General features: G+C 54.2%; 23 protein-coding genes and 1 pseudogene. 8 read left to right on the forward strand and 16 right to left on the reverse strand.

The window, feature by feature from the left end; all coding sequences use genetic code 11:
* Positions 1–71: 71 nt before the first annotated feature.
* Positions 72–389, forward strand: coding sequence for a hypothetical protein (locus ACZ1HV_RS07105; protein WP_298958482.1), 318 nt, complete (start codon positions 72–74; stop codon positions 387–389).
* A gap of 61 nt (positions 390–450) precedes the next feature.
* Here the strand turns inward: ACZ1HV_RS07105 and ACZ1HV_RS07110 are convergent, their stop codons facing one another.
* A complete protein-coding gene (locus ACZ1HV_RS07110; protein WP_472717704.1) occupies positions 451–921 on the reverse strand; it encodes a DM13 domain-containing protein in 471 nt (156 codons plus the stop codon).
* 296 nt (positions 922–1,217) lie between these two features.
* Between ACZ1HV_RS07110 and ACZ1HV_RS07115 the strand changes: the two genes are divergently transcribed.
* Complete coding sequence (locus ACZ1HV_RS07115; RefSeq protein ID WP_472717705.1) at positions 1,218–2,201, forward strand: DUF4274 domain-containing protein; 984 nt, start codon at positions 1,218–1,220, stop codon at positions 2,199–2,201.
* A 58-nt stretch (positions 2,202–2,259) separates the two neighbouring features.
* Here ACZ1HV_RS07115 and ACZ1HV_RS07120 read toward each other — a convergent pair whose 3' ends face one another.
* The 4 genes from ACZ1HV_RS07120 to ACZ1HV_RS07135 all read right to left on the reverse strand — a co-directional run bounded on the left by ACZ1HV_RS07120 (position 2,260) and on the right by ACZ1HV_RS07135 (position 6,298).
* On the reverse strand, positions 2,260–3,735 hold the full coding sequence (locus ACZ1HV_RS07120) for a helicase HerA domain-containing protein (protein WP_472717706.1): 1,476 nt from the start codon (positions 3,733–3,735) through the stop codon (positions 2,260–2,262).
* Positions 3,736–4,159: 424 nt separating this feature from the next.
* A complete protein-coding gene (locus tag ACZ1HV_RS07125) occupies positions 4,160–4,588 on the reverse strand; it encodes a hypothetical protein (protein ID WP_472717707.1) in 429 nt (142 codons plus the stop codon).
* Between the two features lie 464 nt (positions 4,589–5,052).
* Positions 5,053–5,583 (reverse strand): DUF2867 domain-containing protein, encoded by a 531-nt coding sequence (locus ACZ1HV_RS07130; RefSeq protein WP_472717708.1) that lies wholly within the window; start codon positions 5,581–5,583, stop codon positions 5,053–5,055.
* Between the two features lie 130 nt (positions 5,584–5,713).
* Positions 5,714–6,298, reverse strand: a complete 585-nt coding sequence (locus tag ACZ1HV_RS07135) for a nitroreductase family protein (RefSeq protein ID WP_298983199.1) — start codon at positions 6,296–6,298, stop codon at positions 5,714–5,716.
* A gap of 209 nt (positions 6,299–6,507) precedes the next feature.
* On the opposite strand from ACZ1HV_RS07135, the gene ACZ1HV_RS07140 reads away from it, so the two are divergent.
* Positions 6,508–7,869, forward strand: coding sequence for an MFS transporter (locus ACZ1HV_RS07140; RefSeq protein ID WP_298815765.1), 1,362 nt, complete (start codon positions 6,508–6,510; stop codon positions 7,867–7,869).
* A 36-nt stretch (positions 7,870–7,905) separates the two neighbouring features.
* Here ACZ1HV_RS07140 and ACZ1HV_RS07145 read toward each other — a convergent pair whose 3' ends face one another.
* Positions 7,906–9,417 (reverse strand): malonate--CoA ligase, encoded by a 1,512-nt coding sequence (locus ACZ1HV_RS07145; protein ID WP_472717709.1) that lies wholly within the window; start codon positions 9,415–9,417, stop codon positions 7,906–7,908.
* A gap of 96 nt (positions 9,418–9,513) precedes the next feature.
* Here ACZ1HV_RS07145 and ACZ1HV_RS07150 point away from each other — a divergent pair, with 96 nt between their 5' ends.
* Both ACZ1HV_RS07150 and trhA read left to right on the forward strand, forming a co-directional pair.
* On the forward strand, positions 9,514–9,669 hold the full coding sequence (locus tag ACZ1HV_RS07150; RefSeq protein ID WP_298983194.1) for a hypothetical protein: 156 nt from the start codon (positions 9,514–9,516) through the stop codon (positions 9,667–9,669).
* Positions 9,662–10,315, forward strand: a complete 654-nt coding sequence (gene trhA, locus ACZ1HV_RS07155; protein WP_298815761.1) for a PAQR family membrane homeostasis protein TrhA — start codon at positions 9,662–9,664, stop codon at positions 10,313–10,315. Before ACZ1HV_RS07150 ends, trhA begins: the two co-directional genes overlap by 8 nt.
* Positions 10,316–10,383: 68 nt before the next feature.
* Here the strand turns inward: trhA and ACZ1HV_RS07160 are convergent, their stop codons facing one another.
* On the reverse strand, positions 10,384–11,118 hold the full coding sequence (locus ACZ1HV_RS07160; protein ID WP_298815759.1) for a L,D-transpeptidase: 735 nt from the start codon (positions 11,116–11,118) through the stop codon (positions 10,384–10,386).
* A 169-nt stretch (positions 11,119–11,287) separates the two neighbouring features.
* Here ACZ1HV_RS07160 and ACZ1HV_RS07165 point away from each other — a divergent pair, with 169 nt between their 5' ends.
* Positions 11,288–12,355: a dipeptidase gene (locus ACZ1HV_RS07165; protein ID WP_298983190.1), complete on the forward strand. Its 1,068-nt coding sequence runs from the start codon at positions 11,288–11,290 to the stop codon at positions 12,353–12,355.
* A gap of 434 nt (positions 12,356–12,789) precedes the next feature.
* Positions 12,790–13,557 (forward strand): GntR family transcriptional regulator, encoded by a 768-nt coding sequence (locus tag ACZ1HV_RS07170; protein WP_298815755.1) that lies wholly within the window; start codon positions 12,790–12,792, stop codon positions 13,555–13,557.
* Positions 13,558–13,578: 21 nt separating this feature from the next.
* Here ACZ1HV_RS07170 and ACZ1HV_RS07175 read toward each other — a convergent pair whose 3' ends face one another.
* From ACZ1HV_RS07175 to ACZ1HV_RS07195, 5 genes and pseudogenes are all read right to left on the reverse strand, one after another.
* Positions 13,579–15,204 (reverse strand): ABC transporter ATP-binding protein, encoded by a 1,626-nt coding sequence (locus ACZ1HV_RS07175; RefSeq protein WP_298815753.1) that lies wholly within the window; start codon positions 15,202–15,204, stop codon positions 13,579–13,581.
* A 10-nt stretch (positions 15,205–15,214) separates the two neighbouring features.
* Positions 15,215–16,339, reverse strand: a complete 1,125-nt coding sequence (locus ACZ1HV_RS07180) for an ABC transporter permease subunit (RefSeq protein ID WP_298815751.1) — start codon at positions 16,337–16,339, stop codon at positions 15,215–15,217.
* A 14-nt stretch (positions 16,340–16,353) separates the two neighbouring features.
* Positions 16,354–17,275, reverse strand: a pseudogene (oppB, locus tag ACZ1HV_RS07185) (oligopeptide ABC transporter permease OppB).
* A 90-nt stretch (positions 17,276–17,365) separates the two neighbouring features.
* On the reverse strand, positions 17,366–18,952 hold the full coding sequence (locus tag ACZ1HV_RS07190; protein WP_298815745.1) for a peptide ABC transporter substrate-binding protein: 1,587 nt from the start codon (positions 18,950–18,952) through the stop codon (positions 17,366–17,368).
* A gap of 222 nt (positions 18,953–19,174) precedes the next feature.
* On the reverse strand, positions 19,175–19,675 hold the full coding sequence (locus ACZ1HV_RS07195) for a BA14K family protein (protein WP_298815742.1): 501 nt from the start codon (positions 19,673–19,675) through the stop codon (positions 19,175–19,177).
* A gap of 207 nt (positions 19,676–19,882) precedes the next feature.
* Here ACZ1HV_RS07195 and ACZ1HV_RS07200 point away from each other — a divergent pair, with 207 nt between their 5' ends.
* Positions 19,883–21,694 carry an ABC-F family ATP-binding cassette domain-containing protein gene (locus ACZ1HV_RS07200; RefSeq protein WP_472717710.1) on the forward strand — a complete coding sequence of 604 codons (1,812 nt, stop codon included), beginning with the start codon at positions 19,883–19,885 and terminating at the stop codon, positions 21,692–21,694.
* Positions 21,695–21,901: 207 nt separating this feature from the next.
* Here ACZ1HV_RS07200 and ACZ1HV_RS07205 read toward each other — a convergent pair whose 3' ends face one another.
* The 4 genes from ACZ1HV_RS07205 to ACZ1HV_RS07220 form a co-directional block, all read right to left on the reverse strand.
* Positions 21,902–22,450 (reverse strand): GNAT family N-acetyltransferase, encoded by a 549-nt coding sequence (locus tag ACZ1HV_RS07205; protein WP_472717711.1) that lies wholly within the window; start codon positions 22,448–22,450, stop codon positions 21,902–21,904.
* Complete coding sequence (locus ACZ1HV_RS07210) at positions 22,447–23,004, reverse strand: helix-turn-helix domain-containing protein (RefSeq protein ID WP_472717712.1); 558 nt, start codon at positions 23,002–23,004, stop codon at positions 22,447–22,449. The genes ACZ1HV_RS07205 and ACZ1HV_RS07210 overlap by 4 nt, the downstream gene beginning before the upstream one ends.
* A gap of 69 nt (positions 23,005–23,073) precedes the next feature.
* Positions 23,074–24,336, reverse strand: coding sequence for a beta-ketoacyl-ACP synthase II (fabF, locus tag ACZ1HV_RS07215; protein WP_472717713.1), 1,263 nt, complete (start codon positions 24,334–24,336; stop codon positions 23,074–23,076).
* A gap of 295 nt (positions 24,337–24,631) precedes the next feature.
* Positions 24,632–26,704 carry a methyl-accepting chemotaxis protein gene (locus tag ACZ1HV_RS07220; protein ID WP_298958507.1) on the reverse strand — a complete coding sequence of 691 codons (2,073 nt, stop codon included), beginning with the start codon at positions 26,702–26,704 and terminating at the stop codon, positions 24,632–24,634.
* Between the last annotated feature and the right edge of the window lie 35 nt (positions 26,705–26,739).

Below are 26,739 nucleotides of genomic sequence, written 5' to 3' on the forward strand. Positions count from 1 at the left end.
AGATTCAGTCTTGCCAGAAATTTGATGAGCTGATACACATGAGAACATAACATGAACACTTGAGGTGACCAATGCGGTTTGCAGATCCGATCCGTGAGCAATCGTCCGTGCTTGTGGCTTCACACACACCACAATTGGACACTCAGTCGACAACTGATGTCACTGTGCAGGATGTTCGAACCATGATGCTTTATCTGAGAAAGGCACGGGATCGAGCCATCGACATTCGCGATCGCGCTCCAGCGGGAAGTTATCTTGAAGGTGTGCTGAAACGCACGATCGACGGCATCACACTGGAACTGTCCCAACTGGAATATCTGCTTGCCTGCAAGCCGGCCGACGCGTCCTCAGACAAGAAATCAAAACGGAGAATGCGCCCGGCTATCTGATACCTGTTCGCACGTCGGTCAGCCTCGTATCGGTGCACCCTTTGAATTCAGTGTCTGAACGTCAGCGGTACTTGGCAGCCGTGATGAATTCGCCAAAGGCCTCGCACCAGACAAGAACAGTGGTGTAGTCATCGATATTCACGTCATCGGGCACATCGACAATAAACCCATTGAAGGTCTTGATATCGCCAAGTCTGCGGGCGCTTGCCTTGATGGCCTCAAACGCGGCTTCGTCCTCGACAAATTCTTTGGCAAGATAAAGCTTGTAGTCGGGGCCTGGCGACAATTCACCTTCGTGAACAATCTGGTTTTTCGACAGGCTGATTGTGCCTTCCCCCCAATGCAGAAGATCACTGCCTTTCAAGTCTCTGGTCAGGCCGGCTTTGTATTGCGCCTGTTCGGTTGCAGCTGACAGAGAAGCCGCATCCGGTCCTTCAGGAGCTGTCAGTATGGGCAGGAAATAGACACCAAGCGCAAACCCGGCGGCAAGCATCGCGCCATGGGAACACAGCAACAGTAACAACCGGATCATTTCTATTCCTCCGACCGGCGCGTCATTGGCACCGATTGGGAAGTCCACATCGGCACTCAACATGACCTAAAACATGACTTTATTGCGGAGCTCGCGATCTCCCTGCTTTCCAGCAAACCACACCAGTTCCAAGAAACACAAAATCAATCAAAAGTTCAGTTGCGGATTGAACTACAAAAACCTCGATCAAAGCGCGATCAAAAGCAAGAGGCAATCAAGTTTTCGCCTTGCTCTTAACCAATCTGCAAAGCATTTTGTGGTTGGTTTGACCATCAAATTGAATTTCCTGGCAAGTCATGACACCCACCGAAGCTTTTTCAATTTCTCTAGAAGATAAAATCAAAATACTGGAAGGCGATTACCTACTAGGAAAAATCCATCAATTATCGCCAAATAGGCAAGTAAACAAAACATCTCTTTCTGATAAAAAAAATCAGTTAAAAACTTCTTTCTTAGATTTTTTACATCAAGTAATACACAAAGAACTCTCTGTAGATCCAAGCGCTGAATTTCAAAAACTTGATAGACTTATAATAGACACCCTCTATTTAGTTCGGCTCGCCTGCTTCAGAGACGAGATTGACATTGAGAAAATAGTTGACCAAGCACCGAAGGATCTCGAACAAGTTCTTCGAAACTTCCGGTTAGAGCTTTTAAGTACCCTTGAATATGACCAGAACGAAAGAAATGAGATCGAAGCAAGACAATTGGAACTCGATTTACATCTGAAATGGCTTGATGAAGCTAAACTTGATATTCCGAATACTTTGGATTGGCTCAAACAAAAATCACGGGATGAATGGCATATAGCTGTGGCTAGGACAACATTTGACGGGGATATGGAATTACTGGATTGGATCGTTAGCCAACCTGAATGCGACACTTCAACCGCTATTTTTATTTTTTGGCAGGGAGCGCCTGAAGCCTATCTTTCAAATGAACTCGAAGGACGTCACTATTCTGAACGTATTCGCCGCCAGCAATTCAAGATTTTTCGAACGATCTCAGAGAACCTTCAGAACGGTTTTTATCGAAATCAAGACTTTTCCTTTCCGCATGCAAAATTTCGCCGCGATGATTGGAGGGCCTACCAAAAGCAGTTTTCTTTGCACAATGCTTCTGTTGAACGCTTCAAAGAAATCAATAGGCCGTTTCCCTGGCACATTCCTGAAATTGCATTTAAAAAATTTGACGGAATAGAAGCTAGCTCGGAGTATGTATTTGAAGGGTACAGCGTTTATCCAAAATTTGAAACTTGGATTAAAACCCTTTCTGCCTAGCAAGAAAACACTTTCGGTTCTATTTCTTAGACAGGATGCCAAAATGTACAACTTATGGTTATGCAGCCGCCTCATCTCCCGGCTCGGTTTGCCAGCCGAGATCGGTGAGCGTCACGATACGGTTGCCCCGCAAATCGGTGGCGCAGACTAGGAAACCGCGCTCTTCCATGTGACTGAGGAGCCAGCGGGCACGACCGGGTGAGCGTGTTCCATAGGCTGTCGCGATTTCCAGATTTCCCGGACAGGGAGCCTTGGCAAGTGCAGCCTTGGCCAGTAGCAAATAGACACCGCGCATATCGTCGGGCAGTTCGGCTGCTATCAACTCGGCCTGTGTCCAGGCACCATCGTCCACTTCACCCTTTTCAACCCCGGCCCGTGCTACCGATAGCTTTTCACGGAAAGCTTGCAGATCGGGTGCTCCACCCGGCAATTTCGCAATCCGGCAGCGAACCTGAAAATCCTGATAGAGCGATGCGATCGGCTGAAAGGCAGCATCGTCGTCTTCAAGGATGCCGGCAATGATCTCCGATATTTTCTCGTCCCGTTCGCCAAATTCCAGCAGGCTTTCAGCTTGTGGCGTTTCAGCTTCACCAGCCCGTTCCGCACTTGTGAGGCGGTCCAGCACCTCTCCCGTCGACGCGACCGGTTCGATATAGCGCTGGCGCACGGGCCGTACTTCGTCAGCACCGGGCGTGAAAATCAGGTCCTTTGCCTCTTCTTTTGGCTGCTCTGGAAGTGGCATCAGCTTGTGACTGCCTCCCCTTCCCGCGGTTTCGACCGGGCCAATCTTGACCGGGATCGGACGCCGTGACATTGCCGGGCCGAGCGCGATGAAATGACCACGGTCCAGATTGCGGAAACTTTCCGCCTGACGTCTCTCCATTCCGAGCAGGTCGGCTGCTCGTGCCATGTCGATGTCAAGAAAGGTCCGGCCCATCAGGAAATTTGAGGCTTCCGCCGCAACGTTTTTGGCAAGTTTTGCAAGACGCTGTGTTGCGATGACACCGGCCAAACCGCGCTTGCGGCCACGACACATCAGGTTGGTCATGGCACCCAGCGACCGGCGCCTGGCTTCTTCCGTCACTTCTCCGGCTGCGGCCGGGGCAAACAGCTGTGCTTCGTCGACGACGACCACCATCGGATACCAAAGATCCCGGTCCGCATCGAACAAGCCGTCCAGAAATGTCGCTGCTGCCTTCATCTGCCGGTCGGCATCCAGACCTTCCAGATTGAGAACAACCGACACGCGGTGCTGACGCACGCGGCCCGCGATCATCTGCAGGTCTTTTTCCGTGCCGACGGCGTCGACCACCACATGACCGTATTTTTCGGCAAGCGATACAAAATCGCCTTCAGGATCGATGATCGCCTGCTGAACCCAGGCTGCTGACTGCTCCAGCAAACGGCGCAGCAAATGCGACTTTCCGGACCCGGAATTGCCCTGCACCAACAGCCGGGTCGCCAGGAGCTCTTCAAGATCAAGCTCGGCGCGTGTCCCGCCCCTAATTTCCCCGATATCGATCTGTACTGTCATACGATCACTTGAGACACCGCTTCTGCCGCGCCATTCATTCCCCAGACCATGTTTCCTGCAGTGCGGTAGTCAGCACGATTCCTCAGCCGTTGCAAAGCCGTGGACCTTCCATAGCCGGGTTTTCCCAGAATTCCACCGGGCGCCGGAGCTGAATGCGGCGGGTTTACAGATGTTGTCTGAAGCGAACGGGTGCAAATAGAGGAATCTATGGCGCTTGACCCGGATGTTCCGGGGGAAATAAAGCCTCCCTATTTTGAATAAGCGCGCCAATCGTTCGGCCTTCTTTGATGACCTTTACGAACCCAAAGAAATAAAAATTACAAAAAAATATCTTTTTTCAAAATCTTACGGCTCACACCCACCTTCTTGTGAACGCCGAACGAAAATTCACCGCTCCATGAGTCCAGCTTTTCGACATTGGATTCTAACTTAAGTTAAAATCCACGATCTCTCGCCCGCGCATCTTGCAGTAGGCCTTCACCACCTTTGATTCATCTTTGATCCGATAGTCGATATCTACGTTCTTGCGATGTGATCCAAGGGCTCTTGAACTTGAAATACGCTCAATTGGCTTGAAGATGGCTTTGCGCGCGAAATCATTACAAATCTGGATCGCAATATCGGCGCTTATTACTTCTTCTTCATTTTGTTTTTCTTGTTCTTTTTTGTAATCAGCGAGAGATTCGCTTTGTGCCTTCAGAAGAGCCACGCATTGCGAAAACTCCACGGTGCCTGGAGTGAATTCCCCAGCGCATATCCGCTCAGCTTTTTCAGACTTTGTCTCTGAAACAGACGTGTCGGACACGCACCCTGCGAGAAGAGGAACAAGTACGGCAAAAACCCAAAATTTCATGTGATCCGCCCCCGCGCGGCAATAGCTTGAGTCAACCTGTCGGCAGCTGCCGCACCCTAACTAGCAACAATCACAAATACAATCAAAAATGGTATTGTTGGATTAACTTCCCGAATGAAGAGCAGAGAGCTGATTTGACGATTACTGTGTCACGGGCCTTTATTGGAACCACCAGATCGAGAATAACACTGCCTTCATCACCGGCGGCGGCTTTCAACACAAACTCTTCAATCTCGAACAGTACCAACTACTCAGAAACAAGCTTCTTTTTTCCACACCCAGTTGCGCAGCAAGCAACTTGGCCCCATTGGTGCTGAAACGGTCTCTACTTATCTCGACAATGTCGATGTCATCTTGGATGTAATGAATGTGGTCAGGGTCTTTAAGATCCAAGCAGAACAGTGTGCTAACGACAAATTCTTTTCAAAAAAGTCAAATAGATTCAACCCCTCCACTCCCAATCCCTAAGCTGCAAGGTCTTCCTCAATGGCTGTGTCGAGCACAGTTGCAGCGATTTTTTTATGAAACGGCAAGATCAGCGCTAGGTAAGCGTAGCCGAACAGGTTGTGCCGTTTGCAGCAGGTGGTGGCATAAACGCGCGGGGTCTTCCCAACGCTGCGGAAGATGGACAGGCGAAAATCCTGGTGCCAGTCGTCTTCTCCCAGAATGATCTCATTCTGCCCGACACCGTAGATCTTGAAAAACCCGACCCTGTCTCCGGCCTCACGCTCTTCCAAAGGTATGTCTGACTGCTCTTTGAGAAGATCATCGGTTGTTTTCAGCCCCAGTGGCTTGACCACCGCGTCGCGGGCCGCCAGAAGCTTGTTCATCCAGCCGATATCCGCATTTAGCATGTGATCCGCGAGCACCCTAATATCGACCGACTGCAGGTCTGGACGTCCTCTCAGTGAGACGGAAAAAGTGTCCATATAGTCGCCTTTCGAATGATAGGCGTTGAGGCGACTGTCTTGAGGAAGAGTGTCGGCAATGCTCATCTTCAGCTCCGGATCCATTGATAGAACGTAAAGACATTACACCAGGATCTTGCCGGAAACGCTGAGCAGATTGCCGCAATCAGCGTTTCCAGCACATTTGTTCTGACACCAGAAGGCGAACGTTTCTCCGTCAGGTCCAGCGACCAGGGAAGGCGATTTCCGTCAGCGGTTTGCGGCCACTTGGCGCTTCCCTGGACTGCAAGCTCTCCGGCAATTGGTTGGCATCTCCGCGTCGGCCAACGGCAAAGGCTATTTCCGGCTTGAAACGCTCAGGAACACCGAGTTTCTCGTGGATCTCATCCTTCAGGATACCGGCCATGCCATGGGTGTGATAACCAAGTGCCGTTGCCTGGAGGGCCGCATGCGCCCAAGCAGAGCCTGCATCAAATGAGTGCGCGCCATTGGCCCGGTTCGGCCTGCCATCCTTGCCGTCAACTTCCTGATCTGTGAAGAGAAAAACAAGTGCGGATGCATGTTGCGCCCAATCACGGTTAAACGGGTTCAGCAACTCGACCAATGGCTGCCACGCATTCTCGCCCCGCAATGCATAGACGAAACGCCATGGCTGTATATTGAATGCAGAAGGCGCCCAGCGCGCGGCTTCCAAAATGGTCTTCAGATCCTGCTCGGGCATCGACGATCCATCAAAGGCGCGCGGTGACCAGCGCTCGACAAACAGATCCGTTACCGGATGATCAGGTGTTCTGACGCTCATATTCGTTACTCCAGCTCTTTCTTGGGCTTCTATCCGCCCTGTCTTGCCCGAGATAGTCAATCTTTATCTTGATATCAAGATTCTTTTATAAAAGATATTTTGCATTTCCGAGCACGTTCGAAGAAGCACACGGATCAAAAAAACCGGGTGCAAATTGCCGAGGTGACTTAAGGTGGTGGAAATTGCTTTTGCAGGTTGGGGGACGGCACGTGGCAGGACTATCTGAAAAGGAGCGAAAGCGCGGTCTTGTTCTCGCCGTCGGCGGCCTTGGAGGGCTTGTCATGCTGGACGAGACCATTTTGGGCGTGTCGCTGCCAGCAATACGAACCGAACTTGACCTTTCGCCGACAACCGCACACTGGATCATCAACTCCTACATGCTCACCTTCACATGTTTTGCTGCCATTGGCGGCAAAGCGATCGACCTGTTCGGGCTGAGACCAGCCCTGATCGTGAGTTGCACTATTTTTGCGATTGCGAGCCTTCTCGCCGGATTTTCCGACAGTGCGGCCATGCTGATTTCAATGCGCGTTATCCAGGGCCTTTGTGCGGCGATCATGTTCCCCATGTCGCTTGCAGCCACAACACTGTCTTTTGGTGAAAAGGAACGTGGGCGAGCCATCGGCATTCTGGCCGGGATGGCAACGATCTTTCTGGCGGCAGGCCCGATGCTTGGCGGCGTCCTGACCGATTTTCTGTCCTGGCGCTGGGTTTTCTGGATCAACATCCCGATTGTCGTGGCTGGCGGTAGTCTCGCCTGTGTGCTCTGGCGCAATCCGGAGCATCCCCGGCCTCGGCCTGTCATTGACCGTATTGGCCTTGTCCTGCTCTTGATCGGTCTAACCGCATTGATTTTCGGCCTAATGGAAGGCCCCGATTTCGGCTGGGCCACACCGGTTATTCTGGCCAGCCTGGCGGGCGGCATCATTGGTCTTGTTGCGTTTGTGCTGTTTGAAGCAAAGCAAAGCAAACCGTTGGTCGATGTCTCGCTGTTCCTGCTGAAACCCTTTCATGCCAGCGCGGCGGTGATCCTTTTGACACAGATGAGCAAGATCATGGTTGCAATTTTCGTTCCGCATTTTCTCCAGTTGGAACTCCATTTTGCGGCCCTTTGGGCCGGTATAGGGACCGCAATAGCCGTGCTCCCCTTCCCGTTCCTGGCGGCACCTGCGGGCAAGTTTGTCGACAAACACGGGTCACGACGACCGGTGGTGATTTCTCTATTTCTGATTGGTCTTGCCTGTATCCTGATTGGCGCGCTGATGCATTTCAACAGCTACTGGGCCATTGCGCCGGCCCTTATTCTATGGGGCACCGCGCTGCCGATTGCCATGATCCCCGCAACACGTTTGAACGCCAATGCAGTGCCGCAAGACAAACAGGGCGAAGTCAGTGGCGTAGTGATTACTGTCAGGCTGGTCGGGGGAACTCTCGGCGTCACTCTTGGCAGCGTGTTATTGGCCATGAACGCCGGCTTTCCTGCCATTTTCTGGGTGACAGGCGCTCTGATCATTTTGTGTGCGCTCTACGGTTTGACCGCATTTACAGATGATGCGCCGGAAGAACAGTAGTTCCCGGCGCAACCTGTCAGCTAGGACCGATGCTTCTCAGGCGAAGTCGTCCTGAAACTGGTCTCTCAGAACATTCTTCTGGATCTTGCCCATCGTGTTTCGCGGCAGTGTCTCTAGAACGTGGACCCGTTTGGGCTGCTTGAACTTGGCCAATTTGCTGGAAAGCGCCGATTGAACGTCGCCACTCTCCAGACTTGCACCAGGTTTTGGAGCCAATACCGCGACAACAGCTTCTCCAAAATCGGGGTGCGGTACGCCGATCACCGCGCTTTCCGCCACACCTGGCATCTCGTCCAGTGCAGCCTCAACTTCGGCGGGATAAACATTGAAGCCACCGGAAATGATCAGATCCTTGGAACGGCCGACGATAGAGATGTAGCCTTCTTCGTCTACGCGGCCCATGTCGCCGCTGATGAAGAAGCCGTCGACACGGAACTCCTGAGCTGTCTTTTCCGGCATCTGCCAATAGCCCTGGAAGACATTCGGACCCTTGATCTCGATAATTCCGACGTCGCCTTGCGCCACCTCCCGGCCGGTCTTTGGATCGGCGATCCTGATGCCGACACCAGGCAACGGAAAGCCGACGGTGCCCGGTCGCCGATCGCCATCATAAGGATTGGAGGTGTTCATGTTGGTTTCGGTCATGCCATAGCGTTCCAGAATGGCGTGCCCGGTGCGGTCCGAAAACTCCTTGTGAACTTCCGCCGAAAGCGGCGCGGAACCGGATATGAAAAGCCGTATATGGGCCACAAGATCTCGCGTAAACTCATTAGATCCGAGCAATCGCGAATAGAATGTCGGAACCCCCATCATCGATGTGGCACGCGGCAACAGTGCTAGCATCCTCTCCAGGTCAAATTTGGGCAGGAACAAAAGCGAGCCACCTGCAATCATCAGGCAATTCGTTGCAACAAAAAGACCGTGCGTGTGAAAGATCGGTAACGCGTGCAGCAGAATGTCATCTTCAGTGAACCTCCAAACCTTGACCAGCGTCTGGGAATTGGAGGCCAGGTTTCCATGGCTGAGCATCGCTCCTTTGGATCGGCCAGTCGTGCCGGAGGTGTAAAGGATTGCGGCCAGATCGTCTTCATCCCGAGGTCGGGTCTCGTAGTCGTCCGCCATTTCATCAGCCAACTGCGCGAGCGTGCCGCCGCCCTCAGCATCAAGCGTCTGCAGCTTGGCGCCGGATTTTTGTGCCGTTCCGGCAAGCGCATCGGCTTTCGCAGGATCGCAGACAAACACAGCCGGTTCGGCGTCACCGACAAAATAGGCAATTTCAGCTGGTGTATAGGCTGTGTTGAGCGGCAGAAAAACACCGCCCGCCCTAATGGTGCCGAGATAGAGCATCAATGCGTCGGGCGTCTTTTCAACCTGAACCGCAACCCTGTCGCCCGGTTTCACGCCCAGCTTTTGCAGCGCCCCTGCATATTGCGCCGAGCGAGCAAGCACACCTTGATAGGTCAACCGATTTCCGTCTCCGGTTTCCAGAAACACTTTGTCCGGATCCGGAATAAAGGCGGTCAGCGCGTCGAAAAGGTGATTGCTCATCAAGAAATCCCAAGTTTGCCATCAAGTGCCGAGGCTATATGCCGATCGGGGTGACAGTTAAAGCAAGTCTCTACAGTTTCAGCAAGGTCACATTCCTTGGCTGAACTGCCAATGCTACTTATGAAGTCTCTGGCCGTTGTGATGGTCCTTTCCTTGACTTACCTCAATTTCGACCAACACCTGTTTCAAGTTATGATGGGTATTGCCGAAACTTCGGCCACGGAAAGCAGCGAGGATATCCTGGATGCCTGAAATCAGGCGGCTGACAATGGCTGAACTGATCGCCGACGGTGCCGTTCATTTGGTCGGCATATGTTTGGGCATAACGGCAACGGTCATACTCGCCGTGACGATGTGGGACGTTGCGGATCGCGCACGCCAGGTGACGGTCATGATCTATGCCGCCTGTCTGATGACGATGCTGATCTGTTCAGCGCTCTACAATATGTTGGCCAAGGACCATAAGTCCGGCATCTTGCGCCGTCTCGATCATGCCGCAATTTTCCTCATGATTGCAGGCACATATACACCATTGGCCGCAATCATTATCGGAGGATGGACGGGAGGCATATTGCTGGCCATTGTGTGGACCGGTGCTGTGGCGGGAGCTATTCTCAAGCTGGCACACCTGACCGGCCTGGACCGTTTGACGGTACCAATATATCTCGGCCTGGGTTGGGTGGTTGTTTTTGCGGCCCAGCCGCTGATCGAAAGGGCCTCGAGTTTCGGCTTTTTAATGATCCTGGCCGGGGGGCTGCTCTATACGATCGGAACCGTGTTTTATGCCTGGAAGAAACTGCCATTCCAGAATGCGATCTGGCATGCGTTCGTACTGGCAGCAGCGGTCTGTCATTTCACAGCCGTCTTTCATGACGTAGCACTGGCCATGACCCCATAATGACAGCGTGACAAATAAAAAGTGCAGCCTGCAATCAGCAAGCTGCACTTCTGTAACATCGCATTTCGTCAGGCTTCGGCGTTCGGGTCTTTTGTCAGCACAACGACCTTGGTCCTGAGGGGCACTCGATTGAACAGGTCAATCACGTCCTGCTGCCACATGCGGATGCAGCCGGAAGAGACACTCTTGCCGATGGAATTCGGCTGATTTGTGCCGTGAATCCGGTAAAGCGTGTCTGTTGCACCCTGCCACAAATCCATGGCGCGGGCACCGAGCGGGTTTCGCAGCCCGGCAGGAAAGCCTTTTTCCCAGTATCGCTCCAGCGATGGCTTGCGCGCGATCATTTCACGTGGAGGGCGCCAGATAGGATGAGGGCGTTTCACCCGAATCAGGGCCTCGCCTGACCATGCAAACCCTGCACGCCCGACACCGATGCCATAGCGCAGAGCCTTGTTGTTCCCAAGCGTCCAATAAAGAAAGTTATTGTAGGGGTCGACGACAATCGTACCTGGCTTCTCTCGGGTTTTGTATTCAACCACCTGACGCCAGTATTGCTTGTCGAATTTCTTGTAGTTGATCGCAGGCCAGGTGAAATCCCCGTCTGGCAAGGCTGCATAGGCCGAAGCATAGTCAAATTCTTCATCAGGCAGTTCTGCCTGGTCCGGCAAGCCGACGATGGTTGCAGTCTGGCAACCGGCGAGAGCGGATCCGGCAAGCGCAAGACCCCCGGTAAGAAGAAAGCGGCGGCTGAGAAAGCTTTCTTGCGCCGAAACAGTATCATTCAGCGATTTGGTACGCTTCATGGGACCTCCTGAAATTCAGGCTTCTTCTTGAGACAGCTTTTCAACAGTTGCAAGTCACATTCTGCCGATCTGCCTTACATTCTTCGCATGATTGCCTAGATTAACGGAGCCTGTTACCTGAGCGCCTCACTTCCCTGCCGTTTATTGCCATTGCTTGAAGGACTTTAACTTGCAAAACGAGACGACCAAGTCCCCCTTTCCCGTGTTCGACGGTCACAACGACACATTGCTCAAGTTGGAAATCGACAAGATAAAAGGCAAGGAACGGAGCTTTTTCGAACGTTCCGAGACCGGCCACATCGATATGGTACGCGCCGGGGAAGCTGGATTTGCTGGCGGCCTTTTTGCCATGTTTGTGCCCTCCAATCCCGACCAGGATTTTTCAAAACCGTTCAACCCGAAAGACCCGGCCAACTATCAGCCGGTCCCGCAAAAAGAAGCCCTGGATTTCACCTACCGGTTGCTCGAGCACGCCGAGCGGATTGTCGAGGATTCGGACCAACGCGTTGCTATATGCCGAACACCGGAAGAAATCCGCTCGGCAATCGAAGCACAAACCATGGCCATCAGCCTCCATATGGAAGGCGCGGAGGCAATAGATACACAATTTTATGCCCTTGAGGACCTTCACAAGCGCGGTCTCAGGTCACTCGGCCTCGTCTGGAGCCGAGAGAACGCGTTTGGTCATGGTGTTCCGATGGCACATCCCGCGTCACCGGACATTGGCCCCGGGCTGACAGGCCCAGGACGAGACCTGGTCCGCGCCTGCAATCAACTGGGCATCCTTCTCGACGTCTCACACCTGAATGAAAAAGGTTTTTGGGACCTTGCCCGCATCACGGACCGCCCCATCGTTGCCAGTCATTCCAACGTTCACGAAATTTGCGCCAGCAGCCGGAACCTGACTGACAAGCAGCTCGATGCAATCAAGGAAAGCGAAGGGCTCGTAGGCATCAATTTCCATATTGCATTCTTGCGTCCCGATGGCGCTTACGCCAGAGACATGCCGCTTGATGTCATGGCCGATCACGCAGCTTATCTTGTTGATCGTGTTGGCGAGGACTGCGTAGCGCTCGGGTCCGATTTCGATGGCTGCATGCTTCCCAAAGACCTCAAGGATGTCACCGGGCTTTATCGTCTGATGGAAGCTTTTGATGCCCGTGGCTTCAATGCCCAGCTTCTGGAAAAAATTGCGTACAAAAACTGGCTCTCCGCTCTTGAGAAGGCAGCAGCTTAAAGATTGTCCCGGCGAGCCACTGACGCGGAAGCCAAGTGGTCGCCGAGCCGAGCTGGAAAGGTGTCTTGTCCAGCGCTGCATGCGGACGCGCTTTTCGAACCTGCTCTCATTTTTGTTACTAATGCTGTCGAAATCGCGATTGCAATTGCTTGCCCTAAACGGAAGAATGCCTGCACTGTAATTTCTAACAGCCATTATTCTGATTTTGCATCGTAACTGCGCATTTTTGCTCTTGTCGTTGTTTTGCAGGTAGAGACGCAGACAGGTGCTTCCATCGGGCCATTGGCTGTCCGTGACTGACATGCCCCATCGACCGGCTTTCCTAACTTGGAACACCGGGTAGAGACTCGAAAAAACAGTGGCCTGAGACTATTCTCCGGCGACAGTTTTTGTGGTGCTGCCAGTCTTATTCGCTGCCAGGGGGAGGCAACGACTTGGACGAGATTGTAATTGCGGAAAACGTGCCGCAAGCCAAGACAAAGGTCAGTAAGAAACGGGCGCGCAAATCAGATGCCGTCTACCAGGATCTCAAACGCAAGATCCTGACGGGAGCGTTAAGCGCCGACAGTCCAATCACCGAGCAGTCTCTTGCCAGCGACTATGCTTGTTCGCAGAGCACGATACGCGAAGCTTTGATGCTGCTTCAGGAATACGGACTTGTGGTCAGGCGCGGTTACCAGGGCACGTTTGTCACGAACCCGACACCGCTTGAAGCAAAACTGATGCTGAAGCTGCGCTTCGACATTGAATCCACCGGCATTCTGGAAGCAGCCAAACTGGTCACGCCAAAGCAGATCGAGGAACTCAGGGAACTTGACCGGGACTTTGAGGAGTACCGCGCCGTGCGGGATGTCTTTGGATGCGCGGAAGTCGACAGATACCTGCACTTAAAGCTCTTCCGGATTGCACAAATGCCTGTTCTGGAACCTGTCCTGGTCCGGACAACAATGATGCTGCAGCGTGTGATGCTACCGACCCCCAGATCGGAAAAGGCATGGTCGAGGCCAAATGTGACCCCTCACAAGGATATTTTCGACGCGCTGCAGGCACGAAACGTCCAAGGGGCGATCAATTCGCTGCAGGCGCACATTCTCTCAAGCGCCGTTCTGCTCGCGCCACACTTCTATGGTTCAGATCTCGGCAGACTCAAGAATGAATACGACCATGAACCCGTTCAGGCGCTCGGTCTGACCGGGTTTTAAGCTCAAGCATGCGCCGTAACGTCAGGCGCTCTCCATCATTTGCTGTTGTGTCAGCATGGCCGCACCGATCAGTTCTTTGGTGTAATCGCACTTCGGCGCTTCGAATATGTCGTCGACCGAACCGGCTTCGACCACCTTTCCGCGCTGCATGACCATCACCGTATCTGAGAGCGCGCGCACGACCGCAAGGTCGTGACTGATGAAAAGGTAGGTCAGATGATACGTGTTTTGCAGATCTCTCAGCAGTTCAACCACCTGTTTCTGGATGGTTCGGTCTAGCGCGGATGTCGGCTCATCGAGGACAACCAGCTCCGGTTTCAACACCATCGTGCGTGCTATTGCGATACGCTGGCGCTGACCGCCGGAAAACTCGTGGGGGTAGCGGTTGCGCATTGCGGGATCGAGCGAGACTTCTTCAAGCGCCTGGCAGGCGCGCACGTCCCTGTCTTTTCCGCTTAGCGACGGTTCGTGCACCAAAAGCCCTTCAGATATGATCTGTCCAACGGTCATGCGTGGACTTAAGGAGCCGAACGGATCCTGGAAAATGAGCTGCATGTCCTTGCGCAGCTCCCGCATCGCTGCTCGATCTCTGCCGGTAATCTGCTGCCCCTGGAACACGACACGCCCACCTGCCGGAAGCAGGTTGAGAACCGCCCGGCCCAGAGTTGACTTGCCGGAACCGCTTTCTCCAACGATCCCGAGGGTCTGGCCCTTGCGCAGCGAAAAGCTGATGTCGTCAACTGCCCGCAGAACATGCTTTGGTTTCAGGAACCCTGAATCCAGTTCAAATTCCACCTCGACTTTCTGAGCTTCCAGGAGAACAGGAGCAGTGTCCGGAACCGGCGGTTTATGACCGGTGGGCTCTGCGTCCAGCAGCATTTTCGTGTAGGGATGCTCTGGTTGCGTGAAGATGCTGTTCGTCTCTCCGTTTTCAACCACCTCACCCGTTTTCATCACATAGACCCGGTCGGCGATGCGCCGGACAATACCCAGATCATGGGTGATGAAGATCACCGCCATTCCAAGCCGTTTTTGAAGATCGGCCAGAAGGTCCAGGATCTGCGCCTGCGTCGTCACGTCGAGCGCCGTAGTGGGTTCATCCGCGATCAGAACATCAGGATCATTCGCAAGTGCCATGGCGATCATGACACGTTGGCGCTGGCCTCCGGACATTTCATATGGATACGCTTTGATCTTTCGCTCAGGTTCGGGAATGTTGACGAGCTTCAGAAGGTCGAGCGCCTTTGCCTTTGCGGCCCTCCAGGACAGGCCGCCATGCACGACCATGGGTTCCGCCAATTGACGGCCAATGGTGTAGAGTGGGTCCAATGACGTCATGGGTTCCTGGAAGATCATCGTGATCTTGGCACCGCGTATGCCGTTCAGTTGCCGGACCGGCAACCCCAATATGTTACGGCCTTCATATATCACTTCACCCTGGGTCTTGCCGTTGGAGGCCAGCAGGCCCATGGCAGCCATCAGTGTCTGGCTTTTGCCGGATCCACTTTCACCAACGATGGCAACCGTTTCGCCAGCATCGACATGAATGTTGACGCCGCGAACCGCGTTGACCGTGCCCGTTGCCGTCTCAAAGTCGACAACGAGATCCTTGATGGAGAGCACCGTTTTGGTCGTTGTATCTGTCATGGCCCCCTCCTTACCTATCCTTCGGGTCCAGCGCATCGCGCAGACCGTCGCCGATAAAGTTCAGCGCAAATAGCGTCGATGTCAGGAAAATGGACGGGAAGATAAGCATCCAGGCAGCCCCTTGCAGATTGCGCGCGCCCTCTGAAATCAGGACACCCCAGCTTGTCATCGGCTCCTGAATGCCCAGGCCCAGGAAGGACAGAAAGCTCTCCAGCAGAATGACCTTTGGCACGAGAAGTGTCATATAGACAACGACCGGTCCCAACGTGTTCGGAATGATGTGGCGTCGTACGATGCCACCATCCGCAACGCCCATCGCCTCGGCGGCCTGCACATATTCCTGGCGTTTGATGCTAAGCGTTTGACCGCGCACGATACGTGCCATGTCAAGCCATTCGACAGCGCCAACGGCGATGAACATCAAGATGAAGTTACGACCGAAAAACACCACCAGCATGATCACGAAGAAGATGAAGGGAAGCGAATAGAGAATATCGACGACGCGCATCATCATCTGATCGACACGTCCGCCAAGATATCCGGAAGTGGCGCCGTAGAGGACGCCAATGCTGATGGCAACGATTGTCGCCAAGAGGCCAATGGTCAGCGACACCCGGCCGGCAATGAACGTCCGCGTCATCATATCCCGGCCATTGGCATCCGTACCGAAATAGAAATGGATATAGTTGATGTCAGCGCGAAGCGTTGCCTGTTTCTTGTCGGCCGAAAACTCATCAATCTCGGCATTTTTGAACAGGTCACTGCGGTCAATGTAACGCGTCGTTCGCGGGTCGATTTCGCGGCGAGAGCTGATGCGCGCAACCACCCGATCACCCACTTGCTCATAGCTGTCCAACGTCACGCGAGCGCGCTTGACTGCCCTTTCAAAGCCCGGCTCGACCTGGTCCTGACGCGGGTAGGCTTCAAGGCTGGCAGGCACTTTGACGTAGTCGCGGTAGACGGTATCAAATTTATGGGGTGACAAGATCGGCCCAAGCACCGAAAGCACCGCGATGATCACCAAAACAATCATTGAGGCGACGGCAGCGCGGTTGGCCAGGAGCCGGTCGCGAGCATCGTCCCAAAGAGATCGGCCCTTGGCAGGGGCTTCGTTGTTTGACATGGCAATGGTCATTGAAACGCCCCTCCTCAATCGTAACGCACGCGTGGATCAAGCAGTGCGTAAAGCAGATCCACGACGAGATTGAACAAGATGACGAAGCAGGCCACGACCACCACGGTCCCCATCACAAGCGTGTAGTCACGATTGAGTGCTCCTTGGACGAAGTAGCGACCGATACCGGGAATGCCGAAGATCGTTTCGATCACCACGGATCCGGTCAACAGGGCCGCTGCAGCCGGTCCCAGATAAGAGACAACCGGCAGGATTGCCCCCCTGAGTGCATGCACCACAATGACCATATAGCCGGTCAGGCCATAAGCACGTGCGGTGCGCACATGATTTGAGCGCAGCGCCTCGATCATCGAGCCGCGTGTCAGACGCGCGACCACAGCAACCTGTGGCAACGCCAGCGTCACGACCGGCAAGATGACATTGACGAAGGCGCCTCCATTCCACCCCCACCGGGAGCCAGCCGAGCCAGACCCCCAGGATCAGCGTGAGAATGGGGGCAACGACGAAATTCGGGATCGTCACACCGAGGGTTGCCGCCGCCATGATCGAATAATCCGCCGGTTTGTTCTGGCGAAGGGCAGCCGCCACACCGAGCGTTCCTCCGACCACAAGCGCCAGACACAGGGCGGTCAGGCCGAGTTGGATCGAAATAGGCAGGCTTTGGGCAAAAAGCTCATTGATCGTGAAATCTCTGAAATAGAAGCTTGGCCCGAAATCCAGTTGCGCAATGCTTTTCAGATAAAGCAGGTACTGGTTCCAGAGCGGTTCATCCAGGTGATAGATCTTGTTGAGATTTTCCATCACCTTGGCCTCTAGCGGGCGCTCAAGATCGAACGGGCCACCAGGCGCGATCCGGATCAGGAAAAAGGAAATGGTCACGATCAAGAAAAGAGTCGGGATTGCTCCTAGCAATCGACCGAGCACATAGCGGTGCATAGGTTTGCCCCTGTTGTTTTGCCGGCGGTCTTTGCTTGCCGCCTTGCAAAAGACCGGCAGGGAGTTCCCTGCCGGTCCTGGCGTTATCGATTATTCGGAGATGCTTATGAAGCGGGTCGGATGAACGTTGAGAAGATTGTTCTCAAAGCCGGAAACCTTGTCGGAAACAAGGTTCATGGAGCCGTAGTACATCAGCGGGATGAACGGCAGGTCACGCATGAACATTTCTTCCGCCTGCTTCAGGATGCCGGCACGCTTCTCCAGATCAATGGTCGCCGCGGCTTCATCCATAAGCGCGTCATACTCCGGATTCTCGTAACGAGCGTAGTTGAAACCGGTGTTGTCGCTCTCGACCATGAACAGGAAGTTCTGAGGGTCGGAATAATCACCAATCCAGCCAGCACGGGCAACGTCGAAGTCCTGACGGTCGCGCAGCATGGCGTAGTGGGTCTTGGTGTCGGTGTTGACCATCGAAATTTCAACACCCAGTGGCGCCCACATGTCGGCAATCGCAACAGCCGTGTTCTTGTGGTTTTCCGAAGTGTTGTAGTTGATAGTCAGCTTGAGCGGATTGGATTCACTGAACCCGGCCTTTTCAAGCATTTCGATCGCTTTTTCTTCACGATCGATCTGGGACATTTCCTTGTAGTCGGCATAGGCCGGCTCGCCGTAATTGCCGATGCCCGGCGGTACGAAGGAGTAGCCCGCAACCATCGTGGAGCCCCAGATTTCGTCAGCCAGAAACTCCCGGTCAATCGCCATGGACAGAGCCTGGCGGACGTCAGGATTGCTCAGCGCCTCATCTTCGTGGTTCAGCGCGTAGTAGTAGGTTCCCAGATACGGTGCAACGCGGAACTGCTCGCCCAGGTTATCCTTCATGAAGGCAACCTGCTCGGTCGGAGCATCGTTGTTTGTGTGCAGTTCACCTGCCTGGAAGCGGCGGAGTGCAGCGCCACGATCTTCTGTCGGGTAGAAGAAGACTGTGTCGACTTTGACGTTGTCGGCGTCGTGGAAGTTCGGGTTCTTCGTCGCCTTGACGTGCGCGTTCGGAATGAACTCAGCCAGTGTGAAGGCACCGTTGGTAACGATGTTTTCCGGCTTCACAAAATCAGAGCCGTGCGCTTCGACGGAGGCCGGATGAACCGGCAGGCCGGTCTGGTGCGTCAGCTGATCGATGAAATAAGGTGTCGGAGCTTCAAGCGTGATCTCGAGCGTGTGGTCGTCAATCGCCTTTACGCCGATTTCTTCCGGCTTCAGATCGCCTTTGTTGACCTTCTCCGCATTTTTGATCGGATAAAGAATGTTGGCGTATTTGGCACCCGTTTCAGGCGTCATGATACGCTGCAACGAGTAGACGAAGTCACCAGCTACGACCGGGTCGCCATTGGACCACTTGGCATCGTCGCGCAATTTGAAGGTATAGACGGTACCGTCATCGGAAATCGTCCAATCGGTCGCAACGCCCGGGATCACCTGACCGTCGGCACTGTAGGCAACCAGGCCTTCGTAGAGGTCACGCAGAATATGCGCTTCGTATGTGGTGGAAGTCTTGTGCTGGTCCAGTGTTTCCGGGTCAGCAGTGTTGCCGCGGTGGTAAACCACTTCAGCAAAGGCGGTAAGAGATGTAGCAGCCATCAGAGCAGCCGCAAGCGCAGTCACGCGCATAGACTTGATCATATCGCTCTCCCCTCGTCGGTTATGTTTGAAGTTACAGGAACGATACCGGACAAGATTCCACGACCTTTGCGCGCAATCAAGCATCCCCCAACGGCACATTTCGACGAAGGTCGAAAATAGGCTATGTTTTTGCGGGAAACGCGCATCAACCGGAAAAAAATTCCGCTCTTTTCCGATATTGCCAATGGATCACCCGCAGAGATGGGCAACATTATGCCGGAGTCATCGGCAAAATCGATATTTTCCGCTATAGGCCAAGTAAGTGCCTGTATTTGGATTGAAAGACTTGAATTTGCGCGAACAATAGGCCACCCACTGGGGCGTAAACGGGGCTAATCCGGTCTTCGTGTAAGGAACACGCTGTGGTTGTCCGTAGGCGCGTCTCGGCGGGTTAACATAGACCCTTGAGCGGTACGGATAAGCCCGCCTGTCATATGGATGATAGTAGTAGGGAGCGCCATAAGGTCTGAAGGGAGGGCCTGAAAATCCGTATGGACCGAACCCATAATAAAAGCCGCTTCGATAGCCGCGATACCCTCGTGTCCCAATCGCAATGCCGACACCGCTGCCGCCGAAATAGAACGCATCAGCGCGGGCCTCACCAGCTCCGGTCAATACGGAAGCTGTTCCTGCAGCCACAGTCAGGACCGTTGCTGCGAGGCAGGATTTGAAGGTCGTTTTCAGGCGTGCGGCCCAGTTCGGGCCAACTAGCCGATAAGACATGATGCTCTCTCCTGTCAGCCGTTTTGGCTGAACGTTGGTGGTCGCCCCTGTCCACGTCGGGTAGATCATAACCGAATTCCAACCGAAAATCTCGGGTCGTTCCGATCAAAATTGGCCAACGGGTCGTTCGGTGCGCTTGCAGTGCGCTTGCTCGACCAGTAAACCGGGCGCCGTTCGTGATCCTTGAACCCTGACCGACAGGCACACATGGCCCCACCGCTTCTTACGCTCCGCGACGTCCACCTGACTTTTGGCGGGACACCGCTTTTGACCGGCACCGACCTGTCGGTATCCGAGGGCGAGCGCTTGTGTCTTGTTGGCCGCAACGGCTCGGGCAAATCGACGCTTTTGAAAATTGCTGCGGGCCAGATCGAGATGGACAAGGGAGAACGTTTCTTTCAGCCGGGCCGCACCATTCGTTACCTGCCACAGGATCCTGACCTTTCCTCGTACACATCTGTTCTGGACTATGTGAACGAAGGTCTCACGGAGGGTGATGATCCCTATCGCGGTGCCTATCTGCTTGGGGTTTTGGGCCTGAGTGGAGAAGAGACCCCACAATCCCTGTCTGGCGGGGAGGCGCGCCGGGCGGCGCTTGCACGCACGCTGGCACCGGAACCGGACATTCTGCTTCTGGACGAGCCGACCAACCACCTGGATCTGCCTGCCATCGAATGGCTCGAAGAGGAGCTCAAAAGCCTCAAATCGGCTCTGGTCCTGATCTCTCACGACCGCCGCTTCCTGGAAAATCTTTCACGTGCAACGGTCTGGATAGACCGCGGTATTGCCCGGCGCATGGAAAAAGGTTTCTCCCATTTCGAAGCGTGGCGCGACGAAGTGTTCGAGCAAGAGGAAATCGACCAGCAGAAACTCGCGCAAAAGATCAAACGCGAAGAACACTGGATGACCTACGGGGTCACCGCGCGTCGCAAACGGAACATGCGCCGGGTACGCGAACTCGCCGATTTGAGAAAGCAGAAGCGGGAGCATCGCGGACCACAGGGCACCGCCAAACTCAGCGCAACAGAGGCAGAGGTTTCCGGCAAGCTTGTCGTGGAAGCAAAGGGTATTTCGAAAACTTATGGCGACCGGCGGATCGTTCAGGACTTTTCAACGCGCATCCAGCGTGGCGACAGGATCGGTTTCGTCGGCCCCAATGGTGCCGGCAAGACGACACTCCTTAAAATGCTCACCGGAGAGCTTGCACCGGACAGCGGCACGACGCGTCTCGGCACCAATCTTGAAATGGTAACCCTCGATCAGAAACGGGAAAAGCTCGATCTCAGCGAGACACTTGCCACGGTTCTCACCGGTGGCCGTGGGGACATGGTCGTCATTGGCGACGAAACCAAGCACGTCATGTCCTATATGAAGGACTTTCTGTTTTCACCCGAACAGGCGCGAACGCCGGTCGGTGTCCTTTCCGGCGGTGAACGGGCCCGCGCCATGCTCGCGCGTGCACTTGCCAACAAGTCCAACATGATGGTGCTCGACGAGCCGACCAACGATCTTGACCTGGAGACGCTGGATCTGTTGCAGGAATTGCTCGCGGATTATCCCGGCACAGCCCTGATAGTTTCGCACGATCGCGATTTCCTCGACCGGGTGGCCACTTCGGTTATTGTCTCTGAGGACGGCGGCGTCTGGCGCGAATATGCCGGTGGCTATACCGACATGCTGGCTCAACGCGGTGAAGGCGTGAAGGCGCGCAAGGACGAAAAACCCGCACCGGCAAAGAAGGAAAAGTCTTCTTCTTCAAACGGTTCGGTTCAAAGGCCGCAATCGAAGTCGAAGCTCAGTTTCACCCAGCAGCATCTTTTGAAAACGCTGCCAGACACAATCGAGCAACTTGAAGCAAAACTTGAAAAGCTTCAGGCGGAAATGAATGACCCGCAGCTTTACGTCAAGAACCCTGACAAATTTGCCAAGTTATCGCAACAAATCACTGATCTTACAGAAGAAAAGGATGCTGCCGAGGAGCAATGGCTGGAGTTGGAAATGCTGAGTGAGGAAAGCTAGAAGCACCTTTCAGTTGCCTGGTAACCTGCCTCTAGCCTCCCCCTGTTGCGCATATCTTCAAACTGTCTCGTGTGGATGTTTTCCCGAAGCAGGCTTTTAAGCCTACAAAATGCTGATTTTCCCGTTTCAAAACATTAAGGCGAAACTTGTCGAGACCTGCCAAAGCCTTCGACAAACTTGGCTGCTTGGGTGATCAGCCCTACCCCGTTACGATTGACGCAGATCCTTGTAAAAAACCGTTGTCGCGTCCAGGGCACCGCGGCTCCCAAAAGCGTAGTCCGGTATGATGCCAACCTTGTTGTAGCCGCATGTCGGGTAGAGCAGCTCTGCCCGGTCTCCAGTTACCGTGTCCAGAACGAGCAGCCAGCGGTCAATTGATAACGCCAAGCCGTCGACAGAAGCCATCAACCTGCGTGCCAGACCTTTGCGTCTGTGGTCCGGATGCACCATCAGCTTGGCGACGTCTGCGCGATGGGAACCATTGTCTTGTGCTGCGGGCAGCAGCATGACAACTCCAGTCACGTGCCCCTGATCACGGGTGACCAACAGGAACGCCTCGCCCTTCTCAATCGCCGCCACCTGTTTTTTCCAGAAGATTTCCGCCTTTTCGGATGACAGGGGCAGAATAAAACCGATGCCCGCACCATCCTCAACGCAGACTTTGAGAAGGTTGGAAAGTTGCGGCAAGGCAGCATCTGCTTCACCAGCAGTCAGAAGGGCAACTGGCGTTTCCGGGACAAAGTTTATGGAACTCATGGCGTGACCACCGTCAGAAGATATCGCGCCGGCTCAGGACCGGTTGCATGGTAGGAGTTCGCGGCGTTCAGACGAAACCGCAGACAGTCTCCGGCGGTGAGTTCGTGACGCTCATCGCCAATAGTCATTACCAATGCTCCTTGCAGAAGCACGAGGTGATGCTCGAGATCCGGAAGCGGTGGCACCGAATAAGAGATTGTCTTACCGGCAGGCAACTCACCTTCAATGACACTTCCACGAAACCCGCTGCAGGCCGGCGACACAGAGCGTCTCAGGAATCCGGTTTCCGGATCCTGCCAAACAGCCTGTTCGGTGCGCGCAATCTTTGCATCCAGCACGGGCGCTCCGAAACCGAACACTTCTGCCATTGTAATCTGGAAAGCCCGGGCAAGTTGCCCGAGCGAGGCAGCCGTCGGACTGGTGTCGCCCCGTTCTATGCGTGACAGCGTGGCGCGACTGATGCCGGACTTTTCAGCAAGCAGGTCCAGGTTCCAGTCGCGAGATTTGCGAAGCTCGGCAATGCGGCGCCCCAGGTGTTCGTCTGTATCGGTCATCGATTATTCCCATAAATGATACTTTTCTCATATATGGGAATAATCTTCTTATCAAGTCATCCGATGGCCTCAGACTTTCGAGAACACCGCGCTGGCATTGACGCCACCGAAGCCGAAACCGTTGGTCAGGACATGATCCACCTGCCTCGAGATTGCCCGGTCCGGGATCATCTCGAATTTCGCCATGCCTTCATCCGCATTTTCCAGGTTCCGCGAGGGCGGCAGCAAACCACTGAGAAGTGCCTTGACGCAGGCAATTGCCTCAACCGCGCCTGCTGCCCCCAGAAGATGGCCAAACATCGATTTCGACGAAGAGACAGCCAAGTCTTTGCCGCGCCCGACAAACAAACTCGTCAAAGCCGCGACCTCTGCAGCGTCTCCAACCGGTGTCGAGGTCGAATGTGCATTGACATAACCAATCTCTGCCGGTTTGAGATTTGCCGTGGACAGGGCCTGCCGCATCGCTCGCAAGCCACCTTCACCGTCAGGAGATGAGGCCGTTACGTGATAGGCGTCCGCACTGGTGCCGTAACCGGTCAATTCCACCAGCATGTTCGCACCGCGCGCCTTGGCGTGCTCATAGTCTTCCAGCACGAGAATGCCGGCCCCTTCCCCCATAATAAAACCGTCCCTGTCCTGATCGAATGGCCGGGAGGCATGAGCCGGATCATCGTTTCGTTTCGAAGACATGGCCTTGGCCGCGCAAAATCCTGCATAAGACACCCGGTCGATACAGGCTTCCGCACCGCCGGCGACCATAACATCGGCTTCACCTGCACGGATCAGCCTTGCTGCATCACCAATTGCCTGCAGGCTGGCCGCGCATGCGGTAACCGGCGCACCAATCGGCCCTTTCAAACCGTGCCGAATGGAAACCTGACCGGCTGCGAGATTGGCAAGGAATGAAGGAACCAGAAAGGGAGATGCCCTGCGCGGACCTTTTTCGTCCACCAACCGCGTGCCGGCTGTCATTGCCGGAAAGCCACCGACCCCCGTGCCGATGATCGTACCGGTTCGCTCTTTCTCCCCATCTGTCTTCGGAGCCCAGCCTGCATGAGCCAATGCCTCCTGAACGGCGCCCATGGCAAAGTGAATGAAGCGATCGGAACGACGCTGTTCGCGCGGCTCCATGACAGCATCAACATCAAAACCAAACGTGTCTTCAGCGCGTGTCGGCACTTCACCGGCAACCTGGCAAGCAAGATCACCGGCTTCGAAGTGGCTGATCTTTCTGATGCCATTGTAGCCAGAGGTCAGTCGTTCCCAAAAGCCTTCGACCCCTGTTCCGACCGGTGAGACAACTCCCAATCCTGTAACGACAACGCGGCGCATATCTGACCTCTACTGATTGATGGATTTGAATGTGTAATTACACATCCAACGTCGGCAACTCAAGCGTCAACTGTCCAGCGCGCTTTAAAAAATTCAGGGATTTGAGTTTCTGTCAGGCAACTTGGCGAAAAAACGCGCCGCACAACTCCTGGTTTTTCAGTTTGAGAAACGCTAGGCCAGTCAGGAAGCAATGAAATGCCCCCAACAAAAAGAGCTTTCGCGCAACCGGGGTGGGGGGAAGGTTGCGCGAAAGCAGTCCGCTGGAATGCCAGAACCCGGCTCCATTGCGGATGTATCAGCCCATTCGAACCTGGGAGATGAACGAACCGACTGCCTGTTTCAGGATCTCGGATTGACTGGACAGTCTGTTGGCAGAATCTGTCAGGCCGGTCGTTGCAGACCCTGATTCTTTGGCCGCCTGCGTCACACCGGAAATATTCTCAGAAACTTGCGCGGTGCCATTTGCCGCTTCATGGACATTTTGAGAAATCTCTTTGGTGGTCGCGCCCTGCTGTTCGATCGATGCCACGATAGAGGCCGAGGTTTCATCCAGCTGGCTCATGACCTTCGACACTTCGTTCATCGAGACAACGGCTTCTTTCGTGGAAGACTGAATTCCTTCGATCTGCTTGTTGATCTCCGCCGTCGCACTGGCTGTCTGGCTTGCAAGTTGCTTCACCTCACCGGCGACAACGGCAAAGCCTTTGCCGGCGTCCCCTGCCCTTGCAGATTCGATCGTTGCATTCAGGGCCAGCAGATTTGTTCTTTCGGCAATTTCGGAAATGATTTCGACAACTGCGCCGATCTTTTCCGCGGTTTCCGCAAGTTGTGCAATCCGGGAGCTGGTCTGATCGACTGTTGCAAGTGCGAGCTTTGACGCGTCCGATGCCGAAACAACCTGACGATTGATTTCACCAATCGAGCTTGCCATTTCCTCCGCCGCGGTTGCGATGGTCTGCACGTTCATGGACGCTTCGTGCGACGCCTGGGACACAGCTGTTGCCCGGGCTTCGGTTTTTGCAGTCGTTTCAGCCATGAATTTGGCTGAGTTGTTCAGGTCGGAAGACGCGGAAGCAACCGTGTTGATGATTTCGCCGACATTTGCATCGAAATCATCGGCCAACGATTCAAGCAGCGCCTTTCGTTCCTGTTCCGCGTGTTCCTTTTGCTGTTCCTGCTCCGCCTCAAGCTCTTTGCCGCGCAGTGCATTCGATTTGAACACCTGAACAGACGCAATCATATCGCCGATTTCGTTCTTTGTGCTCTCAGGCAATGCCACATGAAGATCGCCCTCCGACAGCCCTTTCATGGCCGAGGTCAAAGCTCTTAGCGGCGAGAGAATCTGGCGGAACAAAACCAGATAAACCAGAAGCGACAAGACAACAGCGGTGACAATCGCAATCCAAACAATGCTTCTGGTGACTTGTGCAACTTCATATAGATTTTGGGACAGTTGCTGACCTGCCGTCACCGTGTCTGCACCGGACTGAAGTGTGAGTGCCTGCAATCCTGCAAGCGCCGGACCGTCATCCACCTTGATGACCTGATCAATCTGCTCGGGCGTGTTGCCCTGCTTGACCAGTTGGATCGCCTGATCAAGACCGGCGGCATATTTCTGCACAACGGTGCGAATATCTTCCAGAGCTTCCCGTTCGGCCGGCTCCACAGGACTTGCCAGAAACGCATCTATCGCGTCGAGCGTTGTGTTAAGTCCGGTTCTCACCTTTGCGATGCGCGCATCATCTTGCCGAAGCACATAATTCTTGAACTGGTGAATCATGCCGCCGTAACCAAGCGAAGCGCGAATTTGGCCTCGAAGCCCGGTTTTGGTAATGGCCGCATCGTCAGGCTTTGCTCCACTTACGGAATTGGTCAGCGTCGCAATTGCATCCAATGCAGGTGCGTCGTTGATTTTGACAGCCTTGTCTATTTCCGCAGCGCTTTTGCCCTGGGCGACCAGTTCGCGAACATCTTGGAGTTTCGCTGCATAGGAGTTCACGGTTTCGCGCAGGACATTGAGCGCTTCAACCTCGCCGGGTGTGGGCCCGCTTGCTGCGTAGTAATCAATTGCAGCCATGACAGCGCCATTGGCCGATTGAACTTTTCCAATCCGTTTTTCATCGTGACGCAGAACATAATTCTTGAACTGGTGGATCATGCCGCCATAGCCGATGTGCCGCTTGATCTCGCTGAGCGCTTTGGCCTTTGGCTCGTTTTGGGCCTTGAAGGCCGCCCAGGCCTGCTCCGATTGCGTAACATCGTGATCGATCACAAGAGACGTGCCGACGAATACGGCACCAGTCGCGATCGCAAAGACGATCACAACAACCGCCAGCGTTCGAACTTTCAGATTTGACAGATAATTCATAGCATCACCCGAGTGCACAAAATCATTTTTGTCGC

This window comes from Roseibium sp. JB4-4, assembly GCF_055693425.1.

Excerpts from the sequence above, each read along its gene's own strand:
- ACZ1HV_RS07105 (WP_298958482.1), top strand. The coding sequence starts at position 72 with ATGCGGTTTGCAGATCCGATCCGTGAGCAATCGTCCGTGCTTGTGGCT.
- ACZ1HV_RS07110 (WP_472717704.1), bottom strand. The coding sequence starts at position 921 with ATGATCCGGTTGTTACTGTTGCTGTGTTCCCATGGCGCGATGCTTGCC.
- ACZ1HV_RS07115 (WP_472717705.1), top strand. The coding sequence starts at position 1,218 with ATGACACCCACCGAAGCTTTTTCAATTTCTCTAGAAGATAAAATCAAA.
- ACZ1HV_RS07120 (WP_472717706.1), bottom strand. The coding sequence starts at position 3,735 with ATGACAGTACAGATCGATATCGGGGAAATTAGGGGCGGGACACGCGCC.
- ACZ1HV_RS07125 (WP_472717707.1), bottom strand. The coding sequence starts at position 4,588 with ATGAAATTTTGGGTTTTTGCCGTACTTGTTCCTCTTCTCGCAGGGTGC.
- ACZ1HV_RS07130 (WP_472717708.1), bottom strand. The coding sequence starts at position 5,583 with ATGAGCATTGCCGACACTCTTCCTCAAGACAGTCGCCTCAACGCCTAT.
- ACZ1HV_RS07135 (WP_298983199.1), bottom strand. The coding sequence starts at position 6,298 with ATGAGCGTCAGAACACCTGATCATCCGGTAACGGATCTGTTTGTCGAG.
- ACZ1HV_RS07145 (WP_472717709.1), bottom strand. The coding sequence starts at position 9,417 with ATGAGCAATCACCTTTTCGACGCGCTGACCGCCTTTATTCCGGATCCG.
- trhA (WP_298815761.1), top strand. The coding sequence starts at position 9,662 with ATGCCTGAAATCAGGCGGCTGACAATGGCTGAACTGATCGCCGACGGT.
- ACZ1HV_RS07160 (WP_298815759.1), bottom strand. The coding sequence starts at position 11,118 with ATGAAGCGTACCAAATCGCTGAATGATACTGTTTCGGCGCAAGAAAGC.
- ACZ1HV_RS07175 (WP_298815753.1), bottom strand. The coding sequence starts at position 15,204 with ATGACAGATACAACGACCAAAACGGTGCTCTCCATCAAGGATCTCGTT.
- ACZ1HV_RS07180 (WP_298815751.1), bottom strand. The coding sequence starts at position 16,339 with ATGACCATTGCCATGTCAAACAACGAAGCCCCTGCCAAGGGCCGATCT.
- ACZ1HV_RS07190 (WP_298815745.1), bottom strand. The coding sequence starts at position 18,952 with ATGATCAAGTCTATGCGCGTGACTGCGCTTGCGGCTGCTCTGATGGCT.
- ACZ1HV_RS07195 (WP_298815742.1), bottom strand. The coding sequence starts at position 19,675 with ATGTCTTATCGGCTAGTTGGCCCGAACTGGGCCGCACGCCTGAAAACG.
- ACZ1HV_RS07200 (WP_472717710.1), top strand. The coding sequence starts at position 19,883 with ATGGCCCCACCGCTTCTTACGCTCCGCGACGTCCACCTGACTTTTGGC.
- ACZ1HV_RS07205 (WP_472717711.1), bottom strand. The coding sequence starts at position 22,450 with ATGAGTTCCATAAACTTTGTCCCGGAAACGCCAGTTGCCCTTCTGACT.
- ACZ1HV_RS07210 (WP_472717712.1), bottom strand. The coding sequence starts at position 23,004 with ATGACCGATACAGACGAACACCTGGGGCGCCGCATTGCCGAGCTTCGC.
- fabF (WP_472717713.1), bottom strand. The coding sequence starts at position 24,336 with ATGCGCCGCGTTGTCGTTACAGGATTGGGAGTTGTCTCACCGGTCGGA.
- ACZ1HV_RS07220 (WP_298958507.1), bottom strand. The coding sequence starts at position 26,704 with ATGAATTATCTGTCAAATCTGAAAGTTCGAACGCTGGCGGTTGTTGTG.